General features: G+C 60.9%; 18 protein-coding genes. 11 read left to right on the top strand and 7 right to left on the bottom strand.

Features of this window, described 5'->3' with window-relative positions; genetic code table 11:
- Positions 1-30 precede the first annotated feature (30 nt).
- The 6 genes from glnA (at position 31) to ntrC (ending at position 6308) form a co-directional block, all read left to right on the top strand.
- The gene (glnA, locus tag C4J83_RS01710) at positions 31-1437 is read left to right on the top strand and encodes a glutamate--ammonia ligase (RefSeq protein WP_034117297.1); all 1407 of its coding nucleotides are present in this window, start codon (positions 31-33) and stop codon (positions 1435-1437) included.
- A gap of 277 nt (positions 1438-1714) precedes the next feature.
- The gene (locus C4J83_RS01705; protein ID WP_119738108.1) at positions 1715-2134 is read left to right on the top strand and encodes a cupin domain-containing protein; all 420 of its coding nucleotides are present in this window, start codon (positions 1715-1717) and stop codon (positions 2132-2134) included.
- Between the two features lie 130 nt (positions 2135-2264).
- Positions 2265-2801 carry a chorismate mutase gene (locus tag C4J83_RS01700; RefSeq protein ID WP_124416208.1) on the top strand — a complete coding sequence of 179 codons (537 nt, stop codon included), beginning with the start codon at positions 2265-2267 and terminating at the stop codon, positions 2799-2801.
- A gap of 129 nt (positions 2802-2930) precedes the next feature.
- On the top strand, positions 2931-3557 hold the full coding sequence (locus C4J83_RS01695; protein WP_124416207.1) for a hypothetical protein: 627 nt from the start codon (positions 2931-2933) through the stop codon (positions 3555-3557).
- A gap of 232 nt (positions 3558-3789) precedes the next feature.
- Positions 3790-4875 carry a nitrogen regulation protein NR(II) gene (gene glnL / locus C4J83_RS01690; protein WP_016979130.1) on the top strand — a complete coding sequence of 362 codons (1086 nt, stop codon included), beginning with the start codon at positions 3790-3792 and terminating at the stop codon, positions 4873-4875.
- The gene (ntrC, locus tag C4J83_RS01685; protein WP_016979129.1) at positions 4872-6308 is read left to right on the top strand and encodes a nitrogen regulation protein NR(I); all 1437 of its coding nucleotides are present in this window, start codon (positions 4872-4874) and stop codon (positions 6306-6308) included. Before glnL ends, ntrC begins: the two co-directional genes overlap by 4 nt.
- Before the next feature lie 639 nt (positions 6309-6947).
- Here ntrC and C4J83_RS01675 read toward each other — a convergent pair.
- Positions 6948-7388: a hypothetical protein gene (locus tag C4J83_RS01675; RefSeq protein ID WP_106577479.1), complete on the bottom strand. Its 441-nt coding sequence runs from the start codon at positions 7386-7388 to the stop codon at positions 6948-6950.
- Here C4J83_RS01675 and C4J83_RS01670 point away from each other — a divergent pair.
- Positions 7387-7842 carry a tRNA (cytidine(34)-2'-O)-methyltransferase gene (locus tag C4J83_RS01670; protein WP_003171120.1) on the top strand — a complete coding sequence of 152 codons (456 nt, stop codon included), beginning with the start codon at positions 7387-7389 and terminating at the stop codon, positions 7840-7842. The genes C4J83_RS01675 and C4J83_RS01670 overlap by 2 nt on opposite strands.
- 124 nt (positions 7843-7966) lie before the next feature.
- On the opposite strand, the gene secB is transcribed toward C4J83_RS01670, so the two are convergent.
- Genes secB through C4J83_RS01655 form a run of 3 tightly spaced genes read right to left on the bottom strand, consistent with a single transcriptional unit; the run spans position 7967 to position 9158 of the window.
- On the bottom strand, positions 7967-8446 hold the full coding sequence (gene secB / locus C4J83_RS01665) for a protein-export chaperone SecB (protein WP_124416206.1): 480 nt from the start codon (positions 8444-8446) through the stop codon (positions 7967-7969).
- A 42-nt stretch (positions 8447-8488) separates the two neighbouring features.
- Positions 8489-8743, bottom strand: a complete 255-nt coding sequence (grxC, locus tag C4J83_RS01660; RefSeq protein ID WP_053253893.1) for a glutaredoxin 3 — start codon at positions 8741-8743, stop codon at positions 8489-8491.
- Position 8744: 1 nt separating this feature from the next.
- Positions 8745-9158, bottom strand: coding sequence for a rhodanese-like domain-containing protein (locus tag C4J83_RS01655; RefSeq protein WP_078740246.1), 414 nt, complete (start codon positions 9156-9158; stop codon positions 8745-8747).
- Positions 9159-9309: 151 nt separating this feature from the next.
- Here C4J83_RS01655 and gpmI point away from each other — a divergent pair, with 151 nt between their 5' ends.
- From gpmI to C4J83_RS01635, 4 genes are all read left to right on the top strand, one after another.
- Positions 9310-10836, top strand: coding sequence for a 2,3-bisphosphoglycerate-independent phosphoglycerate mutase (gene gpmI, locus C4J83_RS01650; protein WP_106577476.1), 1527 nt, complete (start codon positions 9310-9312; stop codon positions 10834-10836).
- A gap of 258 nt (positions 10837-11094) precedes the next feature.
- Complete coding sequence (locus C4J83_RS01645; protein WP_124416205.1) at positions 11095-12390, top strand: murein hydrolase activator EnvC family protein; 1296 nt, start codon at positions 11095-11097, stop codon at positions 12388-12390.
- A gap of 30 nt (positions 12391-12420) precedes the next feature.
- Positions 12421-13737: a S41 family peptidase gene (locus C4J83_RS01640; RefSeq protein ID WP_106577474.1), complete on the top strand. Its 1317-nt coding sequence runs from the start codon at positions 12421-12423 to the stop codon at positions 13735-13737.
- Position 13738: 1 nt separating this feature from the next.
- Positions 13739-14512, top strand: a complete 774-nt coding sequence (locus tag C4J83_RS01635; protein ID WP_106577473.1) for a divergent polysaccharide deacetylase family protein — start codon at positions 13739-13741, stop codon at positions 14510-14512.
- A gap of 280 nt (positions 14513-14792) precedes the next feature.
- On the opposite strand, the gene C4J83_RS01630 is transcribed toward C4J83_RS01635, so the two are convergent.
- The 3 genes from C4J83_RS01630 to hisA form a co-directional block, all read right to left on the bottom strand.
- Positions 14793-15548 (bottom strand): substrate-binding periplasmic protein, encoded by a 756-nt coding sequence (locus C4J83_RS01630; RefSeq protein ID WP_106577472.1) that lies wholly within the window; start codon positions 15546-15548, stop codon positions 14793-14795.
- A 66-nt stretch (positions 15549-15614) separates the two neighbouring features.
- Positions 15615-16385 carry an imidazole glycerol phosphate synthase subunit HisF gene (gene hisF / locus C4J83_RS01625; RefSeq protein WP_003171107.1) on the bottom strand — a complete coding sequence of 257 codons (771 nt, stop codon included), beginning with the start codon at positions 16383-16385 and terminating at the stop codon, positions 15615-15617.
- 9 nt (positions 16386-16394) lie between these two features.
- Complete coding sequence (gene hisA / locus C4J83_RS01620; protein ID WP_057025453.1) at positions 16395-17132, bottom strand: 1-(5-phosphoribosyl)-5-[(5-phosphoribosylamino)methylideneamino]imidazole-4-carboxamide isomerase; 738 nt, start codon at positions 17130-17132, stop codon at positions 16395-16397.
- Between the last annotated feature and the right edge of the window lie 11 nt (positions 17133-17143).

Raw genomic sequence — 17143 nt, 5'->3', positions numbered from 1 at the left:
ACCCCAGCCCGAAGCCACCCGGAGGACACCATGTCGAAGTCGGTTCAACTCATCAAAGATCATGACGTTAAATGGATTGATCTGCGCTTCACGGACACTAAAGGTACTCAGCACCACGTGACCATGCCGGCTCGCGACGCGCTGGATGATGCTTTCTTCGAAGAAGGCAAAATGTTCGACGGTTCCTCCATTGCTGGCTGGAAAGGCATCGAAGCCTCCGACATGATCCTGATGCCGGACGACAGCACTGCCGTTCTCGACCCGTTCACCGAAGACCCAACCCTGATCATCGTCTGCGACGTGATCGAGCCTTCGACCATGCAAGGCTACGACCGCGACCCACGTGCGATCGCCAAGCGTGCCGAGGAATACCTGAAGTCGACCGGTATCGGCGACACCGTATTCGTAGGCCCAGAGCCAGAATTCTTCATCTTTGATTCGGTCAAGTTCAAGTCCGACATCTCCGGCTCCATGTTCAAGATCTTCTCCGAACAAGGTTCGTGGATGTCCGACCAGGACATCGAAGGCGGCAACAAAGGCCACCGTCCAGGCATCAAAGGTGGCTACTTCCCGGTTCCGCCGTTCGACCACGACCACGAAATCCGTACCTCCATGTGCAACGCCATGGAAGAAATGGGCCTGGTCATCGAAGTTCACCACCACGAAGTGGCGACTGCCGGCCAGAACGAAATCGGCGTGAAGTTCAACACCCTGGTTGCCAAGGCTGACGAAGTTCAGACCCTCAAGTACTGCGTACACAACGTGGCTGATGCCTACGGCCGTACCGCTACTTTCATGCCTAAGCCGCTGTACGGCGATAACGGCTCGGGTATGCACGTTCACCTGTCCATCGCTAAAGAAGGCAAGAACACCTTCGCTGGCGAAGGTTATGCCGGCCTGTCCGACACCGCCCTGTACTTCATCGGCGGCATCATCAAGCACGGTAAGGCCCTGAACGGTTTCACCAACCCGTCGACCAACTCCTACAAGCGTCTGGTCCCAGGTTTCGAAGCACCAGTAATGCTGGCTTACTCGGCACGTAACCGTTCCGCCTCGATCCGTATTCCTTACGTGTCCAGCCCTCGCGCTCGCCGTATCGAAGCGCGCTTCCCGGATCCGGCAGCCAACCCGTACCTGGCCTTCGCTGCCCTGGTAATGGCCGGCCTGGACGGTATCCAGAACAAGATCCACCCTGGCGACGCCGCCGACAAAAACTTGTACGACCTGCCGCCTGAAGAGGCCAAAGAGATCCCACAAGTGTGCGGCAGCCTGAAAGAAGCCCTGGAAGAGCTGGACAAGGGCCGTGCGTTCCTGACCAAAGGCGGCGTATTCAGCGACGACTTCATCGATGCCTACATCGAGCTGAAAAGCGAAGAAGAAATCAAAGTACGCACCTTCGTACACCCACTGGAATACGAGCTGTACTACAGCTGCTGATCCGGTAGCGCCGCTTAAAGCAGCGTGACAAAAAAGGCCTCCTTCGGGAGGCCTTTTTTATGCCTGAAAAAATATCGAAGCTACCCGCGCGGCGCGGCAGAAGGCGGCGGTCGATGCCAATCAGGGCCATCGTGTTTCTGGCGGCGCTGCGGCACCTACCACGCCCACCTCTTACATCACGCAGGCAGATAACTGCGCAGACTTACCGCCTCGCCCGACATCCATCCCGACCGCACGCCCGTAGCCTGAAGCACTACTCTGCTCAACGGATCAAATCATGGACAACCGCTCGCTCGCGCTCATCGCCTGCCTGTTCCTGCACGGGTGTGGCACCCCGCCCAACGCCCTTGCGCCAATCGAAAGGCAAATCCTGCTGCAAAGCAGCGCATCCTGGGACGGTACGCCTTATACCGGCTACCCCCAAAGCGCCCCGGAGCTGACACTGCTAAAGCTCAAGATTGCGCCACACACCACCCTCGCCTGGCACACACACCCGATGCCCAACGCGGCTTACATACTCCGTGGAGAACTCACCGTGCAAAGCCGCGACAGCGGTCACGCTCAGGTTTTCAAACAAGGGCAGACACTCGCCGAGATGGTCAACATCGTCCATCGAGGCGTCACAGGGGATACACCGGTGGAATTACTGGTGTTTTATGCCGGCAGCCCGGGCATGCCGCTCTCCCACACCGATTGATGCCGCCCGGCGCCAATAACCACCGGGCAACGGCGGCGCGCAAAAAATCTCATGCGTGCCGCGCGCCTTCAATAATTACGCGTTATCGTTGGCGACCTTCGAACACGCTCGTGCCTACAGGGGATCGCCTTTGAAACATCGACTCGTACTTGCCTTGCTGTTCGCCAGCGCCACGGCCAGCGCCGCGCCGCCGACACTCGAACCGCTGCTCAACAGCATCGCCGAGCGCCTGACCATCGCCGACCAGGTCGCACTGAGCAAATGGGACAGCCACAAGGCCGTGGAAGACCGACCTCGCGAACAGGCTGTGATCGCCAGCGCGAGAGCCCAGGCCCCCGACTACAAAGTCTCGCCCGAGGCGGCGGAGCAATTTTTCTCCGCGCAGATAGAGGCGAATAAACTGGTGCAATACACCCGACTGTCCGACTGGCAGTTTAAAGGCAAGGCGCCCGATACGCCGCGCCCGGACCTGACCGGCAAGATTCGCCCCCAACTGGACCAACTGCAAAGGCGCATGCTGCAACAATTAGCCGACTTCGGCCCCGAGCGCAGCAACCCGCAGTGCCCGCACTGGGTAGCCCTGGCCGTGCATCAACCGCTGAACGATCCCTTGGTGCAGATCGCAATGACCCGCGCCACAGCCGAGTTGTGCGTCTACGCGCCTTGAAGGATAAGGGCCTGCTTCATTGAAGGCCCTTTCCCGAACCTTGGTTAAATCGCGGAAATGTCTGATACATCCCAGGCCATCGACCCCCTACGATGCAGCGTCCTGCCGCCACTCGCCGATGTCTTCGCGATGAACCTTATCTGTAAGACCCTCTGTTCACTGACGCTCGCGCTCAGCCCAATCGCCGCAGCGCAAAAAACCACACCGCCTACGCCCCTCGACCTTGAGCCCACGGCGTGGACGGTAGAGGCGCCTTACCCTCAAAGCACGATTATCAATGCCCGCATCAATGGCACCGCCGCCCACGACGGCAATTCCAGCATGGCGATCCTGCATGTGGCCTGCTACAGCGCGCCCTTGCGCCCAATGATCTCGCTGCTCACCCACACCGACCAGTTGCATTTCAAACCCGGCATTTATGAAGGCCCGGATGCTCGCTCCACCGGGCCGCTCAGCCTCACCACCGGCGTGCTTCCACCCCGCACTTACCGCGTAAACGGCTATTACAGCGCCGAGCCCACGCAGCAGCACGGCGTGCTGTTCAAACTCACCATGCCCGCCAACCGCCAGGAGCTGCGCGAGTGGATCACCGACGACATGGGTGGCCAGCTCATCAGGATGACCATTCCCTCCGCGATTCCGGGTGATTCGCCACTGAGCGCCGAGTTCATCCTGCCCAAAGACAGCAAAGGCTTGCGCGAGGTCATCAAGCCCTGCCTGAACAATCGTAAAAGCACGCCTAAAAAACCTTCCTGAACAGACCTCGCAAAACTGCACTATATTGGTGCGTAGTGCCGCACCCTTCCCACCCTGACAGCCCATTTTGGTTCGAATCTTCCCGAGTGAGCTGGCAGAACGCCACAGTTTCGCGCCTTAAATCCCTATTTCAGGGCTTTAACGCTTCTTTTCGGAGCCTTGGTTTGGTTTTTGCATTTTCCTTGTATCAGCGTGTGCCTCAAGCCCGCGCCTTGCTCCAAAAGAGGTCCTGATGACCATCAGCGATGCACTGCACCGTTTGTTACTCGACAACCTGACCACCGCGACCATTCTGCTCAATGACGACCTGCGTCTTGAGTACATGAACCCGGCGGCGGAGATGCTCCTGGCCATCAGCGGCCAGCGCAGCCATGGGCAGTTCATCAGCGAATTGTTCACCGAGTCGGCCGAAGCCTTGAGCTCGTTGCGCCAGGCGGTGGAGCAGGCACACCCGTTCACCAAGCGCGAAGCGATGCTCACCGCCCTCACCGGCCAGACCCTGACCGTCGACTACGCCGTGACCCCGATCCTGAGCAACGGCGCCACCTTGCTGCTGCTCGAAGTGCACCCGCGCGACCGCTTGCTGCGTATCACTAAAGAAGAAGCGCAGCTGTCCAAGCAGGAAACCAGCAAGATGCTGGTGCGCGGCCTGGCCCATGAGATCAAGAACCCGCTGGGCGGGATTCGCGGCGCCGCGCAATTGCTGGCCCGCGAGCTGCCGGACGAGAACCTCAAGGACTACACCAACGTCATCATCGAAGAAGCCGACCGCCTGCGTAACCTGGTGGACCGCATGCTCGGCTCCAACAAATTGCCGTCGCTGGCGATGACCAACGTGCACGAAGTGCTGGAGCGCGTTTGCCAGTTGGTCGAGGCCGAAAGCCAAGGCTGCATCACCCTGGTACGCGACTACGACCCAAGCATTCCGGACGTGTTGATCGACCGCGAACAGATGATCCAGGCCGTGCTCAATATCGTGCGCAACGCCATGCAGGCCATCAGCAGCCAGAACGAGCTGCGCCTGGGCCGCATCAGCCTGCGCACCCGTGCCCTGCGCCAGTTCACCATCGGCCATGTGCGCCACCGCCTGGTCACCAAGGTCGAGATCATCGACAACGGTCCGGGCATTCCTGCAGAACTGCAGGAAACCATCTTCTTTCCCATGGTCAGCGGCCGCCCGGACGGTACCGGGCTGGGCCTGGCCATTACCCAGAACATCATCAGCCAGCACCAGGGTTTGATCGAGTGTGAGAGCCATCCCGGCCACACCACCTTCTCGATCTTTCTGCCTCTGGAACAAGGAGCCCCATCGACATGAGCCGTAGTGAAACTGTCTGGATCGTCGATGACGACCGTTCTATCCGCTGGGTCCTCGAGAAAGCCTTGCAACAGGAAGGCATGACCACCCAGAGCTTCGACAGCGCCGACGGGGTGATGAGCCGCCTGGCGCGCCAGCAGCCGGACGTGATCATCTCCGACATCCGCATGCCCGGCGCCAGTGGCCTGGACTTGCTGGCGCGCATCCGCGAGCAGCACCCGCGCCTGCCGGTGATCATCATGACCGCGCACTCGGACCTGGACAGCGCTGTCGCGTCCTACCAGGGCGGCGCGTTTGAATACTTGCCCAAGCCGTTCGACGTGGACGAGGCGGTGGCGCTGGTCAAGCGCGCTAACCAGCACGCCCAGGAACAGCAGAGCCAGGAAGCCCCACCGGCCCTGACTCGCACCCCGGAAATCATCGGTGAAGCGCCGGCGATGCAGGAAGTGTTTCGCGCCATCGGGCGCTTGAGCCACTCCAACATCACCGTGCTGATCAACGGTGAGTCTGGCACCGGTAAAGAGCTTGTGGCCCATGCGTTGCACCGCCACAGCCCGCGGGCGGCTTCGCCGTTCATCGCGCTGAACATGGCGGCGATTCCCAAGGACTTGATGGAGTCCGAGCTGTTCGGCCATGAAAAAGGCGCGTTTACCGGCGCGGCCAACCTGCGTCGTGGGCGCTTTGAACAGGCGGACGGCGGCACGTTGTTCCTCGATGAAATCGGCGACATGCCGGCCGACACCCAAACCCGCTTGCTGCGCGTATTGGCCGACGGTGAGTTCTATCGCGTGGGCGGGCACACGCCGGTCAAGGTCGATGTGCGCATCATCGCAGCGACGCACCAGAACCTCGAAACCCTGGTGCACGCGGGCAAATTCCGTGAGGACTTGTTCCACCGCCTGAACGTTATCCGCATTCACATCCCACGCATGTCGGATCGCCGCGAAGACATTCCGACGCTGGCTCGCCACTTCCTCAGCCGCGCCGCTCAAGAGCTGGCCGTCGAGCCGAAGTTGCTTAAAAGCGAGACCGAGGAGTACCTGAAAAACCTGCCATGGCCAGGCAACGTGCGTCAGCTGGAGAACACCTGCCGCTGGATCACCGTGATGGCATCGGGTCGCGAAGTGCATATCAGCGACCTGCCGCCGGAGCTGCTGAGCCTGCCGCAGGACTCGGCACCCGTGACCAACTGGGAACAGGCGCTGCGCCAGTGGGCTGATCAGGCCTTGGCACGCGGCCAGTCGAACCTGCTCGACAGCGCCGTACCGGCGTTCGAGCGGATCATGATCGAAACCGCCTTGAAGCACACCGCCGGCCGCCGCCGCGACGCCGCCGTGCTGCTGGGTTGGGGCCGCAATACCCTGACGCGCAAGATCAAGGAGCTGGGGATGAAGGTCGATGGCGGCGACGATGATGAGGGTGATGAAGGCTGATCACAGCCTTCTCATCCACTGAATATCAAATGTGGGAGGGGGCTTGCCCCCGATTACGGTGTATCAGCCACACACTCGCTGACTGACACACCGCTATCGGGGGCAAGCCCCCTCCCACATTTTGATCGTCTGCACGTTCGGATCGCCACAAGGTTGCGTGACCGTGCACCGCTTCAATGCACCATGAACCGGCATCGGGCACGTATCTAACGCCTGAAACCTCAACCTCGTTGAAAAAATCTTGCACATCGAAAACGCCAAAGCCCCGTATTTCGGGGCTTTGAGCTTTCTGGAAATTTTTTTTGCACCCATTGCAAGTTCTGGCACGCGCCCTGCAATAACCCTTGTACTACCCAGTTTCGGGGACCTTGGTACAGGCAGGCCGAGAATCCCCTCTTTACACCCGGGGTGCTTGATGCGGATCGCGTCGCGCCCCACACCCGTTTCGGGAACCTCGGTACAGGCAGGCCGGGGATTCCCTCTTTAATACCGAAGCCGTTGGCTTCACCCCGTTTTGGGAGCCCTGGTACAGGCAGGCCGGGAACTCCCTTCTTTACACCCGGGGCTTATGTGGCACAGCGCCCGTAGCCCCAGCCCGTTTTGGGAACCTTGGTACAGGCAGGCCGGGGATTCCCTCTTTTATTCCTCGCGCAGATGGATCTGCAACCGCCAACGGCCATCGGCCTTCTCTCCCTTCCACTCCCCGCGCAACGGCCGAGCCGCCACCAGGTTCAGCAGCAGGCCGCCATCAGTCTTGCGGATGCGCCAGTTCACGTCCTTGTCATTGACCTTGAGTTGCCCGCTGGCAGCTTTGCCCAGCGCGTCAAACAGCAGCGCCACGGTGCCGTCGATATGTTCGCCGTGCAGCTTGGGTTCGCTGTTGAACCACACCACCAGGCCGTCCGCCGCGGTCTCGACGTGTTGCAGCTCGACCGGGTCCGGCGTGGTGAGGCGGCCGATCATCAGGCCGATCATCAACCCGACAATCGCCAATGAGCCCAAAACCCTGGGCAATAGCTTCGGTCTTGGGTCGTCTTCGGGGGTAGAATGCAGCGCATCTTTGCCTTCGGAGCCGTGCATGTTTCACGTCATCCTTTTTCAACCAGAAATTCCGCCGAATACCGGCAACGTTATCAGGCTGTGCGCCAACAGTGGCTGCCACCTGCATTTGATCGAGCCTCTGGGCTTCGACATGGACGACAAGCGCCTGCGCCGCGCCGGGCTGGACTACCACGAGTACGCCACGCTCAAGCGCCATGCGGACCTGGCCAGTTGCCTGGAAAGCCTGGGCCACCCGCGGCTGTTCGCGTTCACCACCAAGGGTTCGCGGCCGTTTCATGACGCCAGCTTTGCCGAAGGCGACGCCTTCCTGTTCGGCCCGGAAAGCCGTGGCCTGCCGGCCGAGGTGCTCGACGCCCTGCCCGACGGCCACCGCCTGCGCTTGCCGATGCGTGAGGGCTGCCGCAGCTTGAACCTGTCCAACACCGTGGCCGTCGCCGTCTATGAAGGCTGGCGCCAGCTCGGTTTTAAATAACACACAAAGCAAAATGTGGGAGGGGGCTTGCCCCCGATGGCAGAGTGTCAGTCGACAACTATGTGACTGATCCACCGCTATCGGGGGCAAGCCCCCTCCCACATTGGGTACTGCGTCGGGCCCATTACTGAACGGTCGACGAACCTTCTGTTTGCATGCGCTGCAGCTCTTGCGAGTACAAGGCATCGAAGTTCACCGGAGCCAGCATCAGCGCCGGGAACGAGCCACGGGTGACCAGGCTGTCCAGGGTCTCACGGGCATACGGGAACAGAATGTTCGGGCAGAACGCGCCCAGGGTGTGGCTCATCGAAGCCTCGTCCAGGCCCTGGATCAGGAAGATGCCGGCCTGTTGCACTTCAGCGATGAAGGCCACTTCTTCGCCGTTCTTGACGGTGACCGACAGGGTCAGCACGACTTCGTGGAAGTCGCCTTCCAGTGCCTTTTGACGGGTGTTCAGATCCAGCGCAACGCTTGGGGTCCATTCCTGGCGGAAGATGGCCGGGCTTTTCGGCGCTTCGAACGACAGGTCACGCACGTAGATCCGCTGTAGCGAGAATTGTGGGCCTTGGTCTTGCGCTGCTTCGGTGTTCTGTTGGTCAGTCATCGCAGATCCTTCTTGATCTTGGGGTCTTTTAGGGGTTAGGAGTCAGACGAGCAGCAGCGCATCAAGCTTACCGGCGCGCTCCAGGGCGAACAGGTCATCGCAACCACCGACATGCTTGTCGCCGATCCAGATCTGCGGCACGGACGTGCGTCCCGCTTTCTTGGTCATCTCGGCGCGCACCTGGGGCTTGCCATCGACCTTGATCTCTTCGAAGGCAACGCCCTTTTTCTCCAGCAGAGCCTTGGCTCGCATGCAGTAAGGGCAATAATCGCTGGAATAAACGACAACCTGGCTCATATCACTTCACCAGCGGCAGGTTATCGGCCTTCCAGCTGCCGATACCGCCGGACAGTTTGGCGGCGGTGAAACCGGTCTTGAGCATCTCGCGGGCGTGGGTGCCGGCGTGCTGGCCTTGGGCGTCGACCAGAATGATGGTCTTGGCTTTGTATTTTTCCAGCTCGGGCAAGCGTGCGATCAGCTTGTCCTGCGGAATGTTCAGGGCGCCGACGATATGGCCGGCGGCAAAATCCTTGGCCGGGCGAATATCCACGACAACGGCCTCATCCTTGTTGACCAGCGCGGTCAGCTCCGACGTGCTCAGGCTGCGGCCACCGCGGCTCATTTCATGAGCGATCAGCAGCGCCAGCAGGATGACGAAGGCACCCGCGAGCAGGTAGTGGGCAGTGGCAAATGCAATCAGGTGATCAACCATCAAGGAGGTTCCAGGGCGTTAAAATGGCGGTAAGTATACACAGCCGTCAGGGGGGGCCAACCCCCGTAAAGCGGTGACGTGGTCGGAACTTCGCTTTAAACTGCTACTCCCTTTTAGATTGCCTTCCTTTATTACCGCCGCGAGAGGATCTATGACTACTACGCCTAAACCTTTGGTCCTGATAATTCTCGATGGCTTCGGACACAGTGAAAGCCACCACGACAACGCCGTGTACTCGGCCAAGAAGCCGGTACTCGACCGCCTGACCGCCACAGTACCCAACGGATTGATCTCCGGTTCCGGTATGGACGTAGGCCTGCCGGACGGCCAGATGGGCAACTCGGAAGTCGGCCACATGAACCTCGGCGCCGGACGAGTGGTATACCAAGACTTCACACGCGTGACCAAATCGATCCGTGACGGCGAGTTCTTCGAGAACCCGGCCATTTGCGCGGCGGTGGATAAAGCAGTTGCGGCCGGCAAGGCCGTGCACTTCATGGGCCTGCTGTCCGACGGCGGTGTACACAGCCACCAGGACCACCTGGTCGCCATGGCCGAGCTGGCGTTCAAGCGCGGCGCCGACAAAATTTACCTGCACGCTTTCCTCGACGGCCGCGACACCCCGCCAAAAAGCGCCCAGTCGTCCATTGAACTGCTCGACGCCACCTTCGCCGCCCTCGGCAAAGGCCGCATCGCCAGCCTGGTCGGCCGTTACTTCGCGATGGACCGCGATAACCGCTGGGACCGCGTGGCCCAGGCCTACAACCTGATCGTCGACGGCCAGGCCGAATTCAACGCGGCTACCGCCCAGGAAGGCTTGCAAGCCGCCTACGCCCGAGGCGAGAGCGATGAATTCGTCAAAGCCACCACCATCGGCGAGCCAGTGAAAGTCGAAGACGGCGACGCCGTGGTATTCATGAACTTCCGCGCCGACCGTGCCCGTGAGCTGAGCCATGTATTCGTCGATGCCGGCTTCAAGGACTTCGAGCGCGCACGTCAGCCAAAGGCCGAGTTCGTGATGCTCACCCAATACGCTGCCAACATCCCGGCCCCGTCAGCGTTCGCACCGGGCAGCCTGGAAAACGTGTTGGGCGATTACCTGGCCAAGAACGGCAAGACCCAGCTGCGCATCGCCGAAACCGAAAAATACGCTCACGTCACCTTCTTCTTCTCCGGCGGGCGTGAAGAACCGTTCCCGGGCGAAGAACGCATCCTCATTCCATCGCCAAAAGTCGCCACCTACGACCTGCAGCCGGAAATGAGCGCGCCGGAAGTGACCGACAAGATCGTCGATGCCATCGAACACCAGCGTTACGACGTGATCGTGGTCAACTACGCCAACGGCGACATGGTTGGCCACAGCGGCAACCTGGAAGCGGCCGTAAAAGCCGTGGAATGCCTGGACCTGTGCGTCGGCCGCATCGTCGACGCCCTGGACAAAGTCGGCGGCGAAGCGCTGATCACCGCTGACCACGGTAACTGCGAGCAGATGTCGGATGAATCCACCGGCCAGGCCCACACCGCGCACACCACCGAGCCCGTGCCGTTCATCTATGTCGGCAAGCGCGACTTCAAAGTGCGGCACGGCGGCGTGCTGGCCGATGTGGCGCCGACCATGTTGATGCTGATGGGGCTGGAGAAGCCGAAGGAAATGACCGGCACTTCGATTCTGGTTTGATCCCCAGCATCACCGCTAAACAGTGTGGGAGGGGGCTTGCCCCCGATTACGGTGGGTCAGCTGACACCTAGGTGGCTTATACACCGCTATCGGGGGCAAGCCCCCTCCCACATTGGATCTCCTGTGTTTGGTCGATATCTTTTCGCCATACCACCGCCACTCGGCACCTATCTTGCCTTCCAGCCCGAATTGGGCGTTTTTTTTGCGGCGCTTGGCGGGCATACTAGGCCGTCCCTTTCCCTGGTGTCGCCCGCCTCTATGCTTCGCGCCTTGATTACCCTCGCTCTAGTCTGCCTGCTCCAACCGGCATTTGCCGATGAGCGCGCACAAACCCAACAACAGTTGGACGCTACGCGTCAGGACATTACCGAGCTGAAGAAACTGCTCGGCAAGCTCCAGGAAGAGAAATCCGGGGTGCAGAAAGACCTGCGCGGTACCGAAACCGAGATGGGCAAGCTCGAGAAGCAGGTCCAGGAGCTACAAAAAGAATTAAAGAAGAGCGAGTCGGAACTGGAGCGACTCGACGCTGAGAAAAAAAAACTCCAGAGCGCACGCGTTGAACAGCAACGCCTGATTGCGATCCAGGCCCGCGCCGCGTACCAGAGCGGCCGCCAGGAATACCTCAAGCTGCTGCTCAACCAGCAGAACCCGGAAAAATTCGCGCGTACCCTTACCTATTACGACTACCTGAGCAAGGCACGCCTGGCGCAATTGAGGGGCTTTAACGAAACCCTGCGCCAGCTGGCCAACGTCGAGCAGGAAATCGCCGACCAGCAGTCGCAACTGCTCGACCAGAAAACCGCCCTCGATACCCAGCGCGACCAGCTGGACAAGGTACGCAAAGAGCGCCAGCTAGCCCTGGCCAAGCTCAACGACGATGTGAAAGCCCGCGACGCCAAGCTGCAGGCCCGCGAGCAAGACCAGGCTGACCTGGGCAAAGTGCTCAAAACCATCGAGGAAACCCTGGCTCGCCAGGCACGTGAGGCCGAAGAAGCGCGGCAGAAAGCGCTGATCGCCCAGCAGGAAGCGGAAAAAAAGCGTCAGCGTGAAGCCGAACTGGCCGCCACCACCGACGCTCCGGCCCCACGCAAACCGGCGCACGCAGCGCCTGGCCCGCTGGTTTCCAGCGCCGGCGAGTCGTTCGGCGGACCTTTTGCTTCAGCGCGTGGAAAACTTCCATGGCCTGTTGATGGTCGACTACTGGCACGCTTCGGTGAAACCCGAGGTGACGATACCCGCGCCAAATGGGACGGGGTCATGATCAGCGCTGCCGCCGGCAGCCAGGTTCATGCCGTTCACGGTGGGCGCGTGGTGTTTGCCGATTGGCTGCGCGGTGCCGGTTTGTTGGTGATTCTTGACCACGGTAATGGCTATTTGAGTCTTTACGGCCACAATCAGACTTTACTCAAGTCGGCAGGTGATGTTGTAAAAGCCGGTGAATCCATCTCCACTGTCGGTAACAGTGGTGGCCAGGACACGCCGGCGCTGTACTTCGCTATTCGTCAGCAGGGCCGCCCGAGCGACCCTGCACAATGGTGCCGTTCCCAAGGATAGGGCCGCATCTACATTAGGAGTTCGTTCGACATGCTGCATTTGTCCCGCCTCACATCGCTGGCCCTGACGATCGCCCTGGTGATCGGCGCGCCTCTGGCTTTTGCCGACCAGGCCGCCGGGGCTGCACCCGCTGCCACGGCTGCGACCACCAAGGCCCCGCTGCCGCTGGACGAGCTGCGTACCTTTGCCGAGGTCATGGACCGGATCAAGGCAGCCTATGTCGAACCCGTAGACGATAAAACCCTGCTGGAAAATGCCATTAAAGGCATGCTCAGCAACCTCGACCCGCACTCCGCTTACCTGGGCCCGGAAGATTTTGCCGAGTTGCAGGAAAGCACCAGCGGCGAGTTCGGCGGCCTGGGCATCGAAGTCGGCTCCGAAGACGGCCAGATCAAAGTGGTCTCGCCGATTGACGACACCCCGGCGTCCAAGGCCGGCATCCAGGCCGGCGACCTGATCGTGAAGATCAACGGTCAGCCGACACGCGGCCAAACCATGACCGAAGCGGTCGACAAGATGCGTGGCAAGCTCGGCCAGAAAATCACCCTGACCCTGGTGCGCGACGGCGGCAACCCGTTTGACGTGACGCTGGCCCGCGCGACCATCACGGTCAAGAGCGTGAAGAGCCAACTGCTGGAGTCCGGCTACGGCTACATCCGCATCACCCAGTTCCAGGTCAAGACCGGCGACGAAGTGGCCAAGGCCCTGGCCAAGCTGCGCAAAGACAACGGCAAGAAACTCAACGGCATCGTGCTCGACCTGCGTAACAACCCAGGCGGCGTGTTGCAGTCTGCGGTGGAAGTGGTCGACCACTTCATCACCAAGGGCCTGATCGTTTACACCAAAGGCCGCATCGCCAACTCCGAGTTGCGCTTCTCGGCCACCGGCAATGACTTGAGCGAAGGCGTGCCATTGGCTGTATTGATCAACGGCGGCAGTGCCTCGGCGTCGGAAATCGTCGCCGGTGCCCTGCAAGACCAGAAACGCGGCGTGCTGATGGGCACCACCAGCTTCGGCAAAGGCTCGGTACAAACCGTATTGCCGCTGAATAATGACCGCGCATTGAAGATCACCACAGCGCTGTACTACACGCCGAACGGCCGTTCGATTCAGGCGCAGGGCATCGTCCCGGACATCGAAGTGCGTAAAGCCAAGATCACCAACGAGATCGACAGCGAATACTACAAAGAGGCCGACCTGCAAGGTCACCTGGGCAATGGCAACGGCGGTGCCGACCAGCCAACCGGCAGCGGCGCCAAAGCCAAGCCGATGCCGCAGGACGACGATTACCAACTGGCCCAGGCGCTGAGCCTGCTGAAAGGCCTGAGCATCACGCGCAGCCGTTGATATGCGCTTTGCCCTGATCATCGCCCTGCTGTGCAGCCTGGCAGGCGTCGCCCACGCGACGCCTGACGGCGAGCCACACAAAGCCTACCTGACCCTCATCATCGACGACTTGGGGCAAAACCTGCCCCGGGATCGTCGCGTGCTGGCCCTGCCCGGGCCGGTGACCACCGCGGTGATGCCGGACACGCCCCACGCCGCCGAATTCGCCCGCGAAGCGCACAAGGCCGGCAAGATTGTGATCCTGCACATGCCCATGGACCCGGCCACCGGCCCGTTCGCCTGGCACCCCGAGTTGCCGATCGAAGAACTTGGCAAGCGCCTGGACGCCGCGTTCAAGGCAGTGCCCTACACCGCTGGCATCAACAACCATATGGGCAGCCGCATGACTGCCCAACGGGACGCCATGGCTTGGTTGATGGGCGAACTGCAGCGGCGTAACAAGTTCTTTGTCGACAGCCGCACCAGCGCGCAAACCGTCGCCGCCGCCGAAGCGCAAAAGATTGGTTTGGCGCATGTCTCGCGGGACGTATTCCTCGATGACGAGCGCACCGAGGCGGCCATTACCACGCAGCTGCAAACCGCGATCAAGCTGGCGCACAAGCAGGGCTCAGTGGTGATGATCGGCCACCCCTATCCGCAGACGCTGGCGGTGCTGGAGCGCGAGTTGCCCAAGCTCAAGGCTCAGGGAATCGACTGGATTGATATCAAGCTGATGATCAGCGTGCGCGGCAATCAGGCCATGGCCGGGCATGGCAAGAACGGTCAGTACCGTTAGATAAGGTGGCGACATTCCAGTGTGGGAGCGGGCTTGCTCGCGAAGGCGGTGGGTCAGTCAACCAATTGAGTGGCTGACACTCCGCTTTCGCGAGCAAGCCCGCTCCCACATTTTTGACCGTGGTTTTCCCGCTGATTGCAGTGCGCTGCATGGGTGCATTTGAAATGCAGTATTCGCGGTGGGAGCTGGCTTGCCTGCGATAGCAGTCTTTCAATGACACCTATTTCAGCTGAACCACCGCTATCGCAGGCAAGCCAGCTCCCACAGTAGTTCTTGCCAGTTAGAGGTAGCGCGCCATGATCTCGTCGATTACGCCGTCTTTGCGCAGCTGATCCAGCGCGGCCTGAAGCTTGGCGACCAGTTCGTCCGGCACGTCCTTGTTCAGCGCGAGGTAGAGTTGCGCGCTGTTGAAGCGCAACACGGTCTTGAGCCCCGTCACGCCTACCTGACGCGCCAGGTAGCGCCCAGCCGGATCGCCCGTCGCCCATAGATCGATCTGGCCATCCATGAGTTTTTGCGCGTTGTCCTGGTCGCGTAACACCACCAGCGGATTGAGGCCCTGCTTCTCCAAGGTTTCGGCAATGGCGTCGCCCTTGTAGGCGCCAATCTTGTAGCGACGGGCGTGTTCAAGATCCGCCAGCTCTATCTTGCTGTCGGCCTTGGCCAGCATCACCCAATCGTCCGGGCCGATCGGGCCGACCCACTTGAACAGGGCTTCACGGTCCGGCAGGCGCGCCATCACGAATACGCCATAGCCAGGTTTTTCCAGGGCGAGCTTGTAGATTCGCTCCCAAGGAAAACGCAGGGTCAGGTTGTAGGAAATGCCGGCACGCTTGAAGGTCTCGCGCACGATGTCCACGGCGATGCCTTCGATGTTCTCGTCCTTGGCGAAGTTCTTGCCGTTTTTTGCCATGTTGTACGGCGGGAAGTTTTCCGTCAGCAACACCAAAGAGGCGTCCGACGGTTCTTCGGCACGGGCCGAGCCTGCCAAAAGCATGGAAGAACTGGCGAGGGCGAGCAGCAGGTGTTTGAACATGAAAGTTACCGGAATCCATGGCAAGCGCAGAGAGTGCCGCGCGCTCGCCATGGTGTCCAGCAGCGTTTAGCGAACGACGATACCGCGCGCCGCCATGTAGGCCTTGGCCTCCGGAACGGTGTATTCGCCAAAATGGAAAATGCTTGCCGCCAGCACCGCACTGGCGTGGCCTTCGATCACGCCGTCGGCCAGGTGCTGCAGGTTGCCGACACCGCCGGACGCAATGACCGGAATGCCCAGCGCATCGCTGATGGCGCGGGTCACGCCGAGGTCGAAGCCGTTTTTCATGCCGTCCTGGTCCATGCTGGTCAGCAGGATTTCACCGGCGCCCAGGCCTTCCATCTTCATCGCCCACTCCACCGCGTCCAGCCCGGTAGGTTTGCGACCGCCGTGGGTGAAGATCTCCCAACGCGGGGTTTCGCCAGGCCCGGAGACTTTCTTGGCGTCGATGGCGACCACGATGCATTGTGAACCAAAGTGCTGCGCGGCTTCGCCGACAAACTCCGGGTTGAACACGGCGGCGGTGTTGATCGAGACCTTGTCCGCACCGGCATTGAGCAGGTTGCGGATGTCTTGCACGGTGCGCACGCCACCGCCCACGGTCAGCGGGATAAACACCTGGCTGGCCATGCGCTCCACGGTATGCAGCGTGGTGTCACGGCCATCGACGCTGGCGGTGATGTCGAGAAAGGTAATCTCGTCGGCACCTTGTTCATCGTAGCGACGGGCGATTTCCACCGGGTCGCCGGCGTCACGGATGTTCTCGAACTTGACGCCCTTGACCACGCGACCGTTGTCGACGTCCAGGCAAGGGATGATGCGTTTGGCCAGCGCCATGGTCAGTCCTCAGCCGTTGTAGGCATCGCAGTAAGCCTGGGCTTCGGCGACGTCCAGGGTACCTTCATAGATCGCACGGCCGGTGATGGCGCCGATGATGCCAGGCGCCTTGGCGTCCAGCAGCGATTTGATGTCGCCCAGGTTGTGGATACCACCGGAAGCGATCACTGGAATCTTGGTGGCGGCAGCCAACGCGGCGGTGAACGGCACGTTGCAGCCCTGCATCATGCCGTCTTTGGCGATGTCGGTATAAACGATGGCGGACACGCCGTCGGCCTCGAACTGCTTGGCCAGGTCGATCACTTGCACGGTGCTGATTTCAGCCCAGCCGTCGGTGGCGACGAAGCCGTCCTTGGCGTCCAGGCCGACAATCACCTTGCCCGGGAACGCGCGGCAGGCTTGGGCAACGAACGCCGGGTCTTTCACGGCCTTGGTGCCGATGATCACGTAGCTCACGCCAGCTTTGACGTAGTGCTCGATGGTTTCCAGGGAGCGAATGCCGCCGCCGATCTGGATCGGCAGGTTCGGGTAGCGCTTGGCAATGGCGGTCACCACCTCACCGTTGACCGGCTGGCCTTCGAAGGCGCCGTTCAAGTCCACCAGATGCAGACGACGGCAGCCACCTTCTACCCATTTGGCAGCCATGCTCACCGGGTCATCGGAGAACACGGTGGAGTCTTCCATGCGGCCTTGGCGCAGGCGTACACAAGCGCCGTCCTTGAGATCGATAGCGGGGATAATCAGCATCTGGCAAACCT

Origin of the sequence: Pseudomonas sp. LBUM920, from assembly GCF_003852315.1 — a bacterium.
GTDB lineage: Bacteria > Pseudomonadota > Gammaproteobacteria > Pseudomonadales > Pseudomonadaceae > Aquipseudomonas.
The sequence above is the reverse complement of the archived record's forward strand: the minus strand, read 5'-3'. Positions and strand labels throughout refer to the sequence as shown.

What these genes read in the sequence shown, in the direction of transcription:
- grxC (WP_053253893.1), bottom strand. Translation starts at nt 8,743, where the DNA reads ATGAGCCAGGTTGTCGTTTATTCCAGCGATTATTGCCCTTACTGCATG.
- C4J83_RS01645 (WP_124416205.1), top strand. Translation starts at nt 11,095, where the DNA reads ATGCTTCGCGCCTTGATTACCCTCGCTCTAGTCTGCCTGCTCCAACCG.
- C4J83_RS01705 (WP_119738108.1), top strand. Translation starts at nt 1,715, where the DNA reads ATGGACAACCGCTCGCTCGCGCTCATCGCCTGCCTGTTCCTGCACGGG.
- C4J83_RS01630 (WP_106577472.1), bottom strand. Translation starts at nt 15,548, where the DNA reads ATGTTCAAACACCTGCTGCTCGCCCTCGCCAGTTCTTCCATGCTTTTG.
- C4J83_RS01640 (WP_106577474.1), top strand. Translation starts at nt 12,421, where the DNA reads ATGCTGCATTTGTCCCGCCTCACATCGCTGGCCCTGACGATCGCCCTG.
- glnA (WP_034117297.1), top strand. Translation starts at nt 31, where the DNA reads ATGTCGAAGTCGGTTCAACTCATCAAAGATCATGACGTTAAATGGATT.
- C4J83_RS01695 (WP_124416207.1), top strand. Translation starts at nt 2,931, where the DNA reads ATGAACCTTATCTGTAAGACCCTCTGTTCACTGACGCTCGCGCTCAGC.
- C4J83_RS01655 (WP_078740246.1), bottom strand. Translation starts at nt 9,158, where the DNA reads ATGGTTGATCACCTGATTGCATTTGCCACTGCCCACTACCTGCTCGCG.
- secB (WP_124416206.1), bottom strand. Translation starts at nt 8,446, where the DNA reads ATGACTGACCAACAGAACACCGAAGCAGCGCAAGACCAAGGCCCACAA.
- hisA (WP_057025453.1), bottom strand. Translation starts at nt 17,132, where the DNA reads ATGCTGATTATCCCCGCTATCGATCTCAAGGACGGCGCTTGTGTACGC.
- glnL (WP_016979130.1), top strand. Translation starts at nt 3,790, where the DNA reads ATGACCATCAGCGATGCACTGCACCGTTTGTTACTCGACAACCTGACC.
- gpmI (WP_106577476.1), top strand. Translation starts at nt 9,310, where the DNA reads ATGACTACTACGCCTAAACCTTTGGTCCTGATAATTCTCGATGGCTTC.
- C4J83_RS01635 (WP_106577473.1), top strand. Translation starts at nt 13,739, where the DNA reads ATGCGCTTTGCCCTGATCATCGCCCTGCTGTGCAGCCTGGCAGGCGTC.
- ntrC (WP_016979129.1), top strand. Translation starts at nt 4,872, where the DNA reads ATGAGCCGTAGTGAAACTGTCTGGATCGTCGATGACGACCGTTCTATC.
- C4J83_RS01675 (WP_106577479.1), bottom strand. Translation starts at nt 7,388, where the DNA reads ATGCACGGCTCCGAAGGCAAAGATGCGCTGCATTCTACCCCCGAAGAC.
- hisF (WP_003171107.1), bottom strand. Translation starts at nt 16,385, where the DNA reads ATGGCGCTGGCCAAACGCATCATCCCTTGCCTGGACGTCGACAACGGT.
- C4J83_RS01670 (WP_003171120.1), top strand. Translation starts at nt 7,387, where the DNA reads ATGTTTCACGTCATCCTTTTTCAACCAGAAATTCCGCCGAATACCGGC.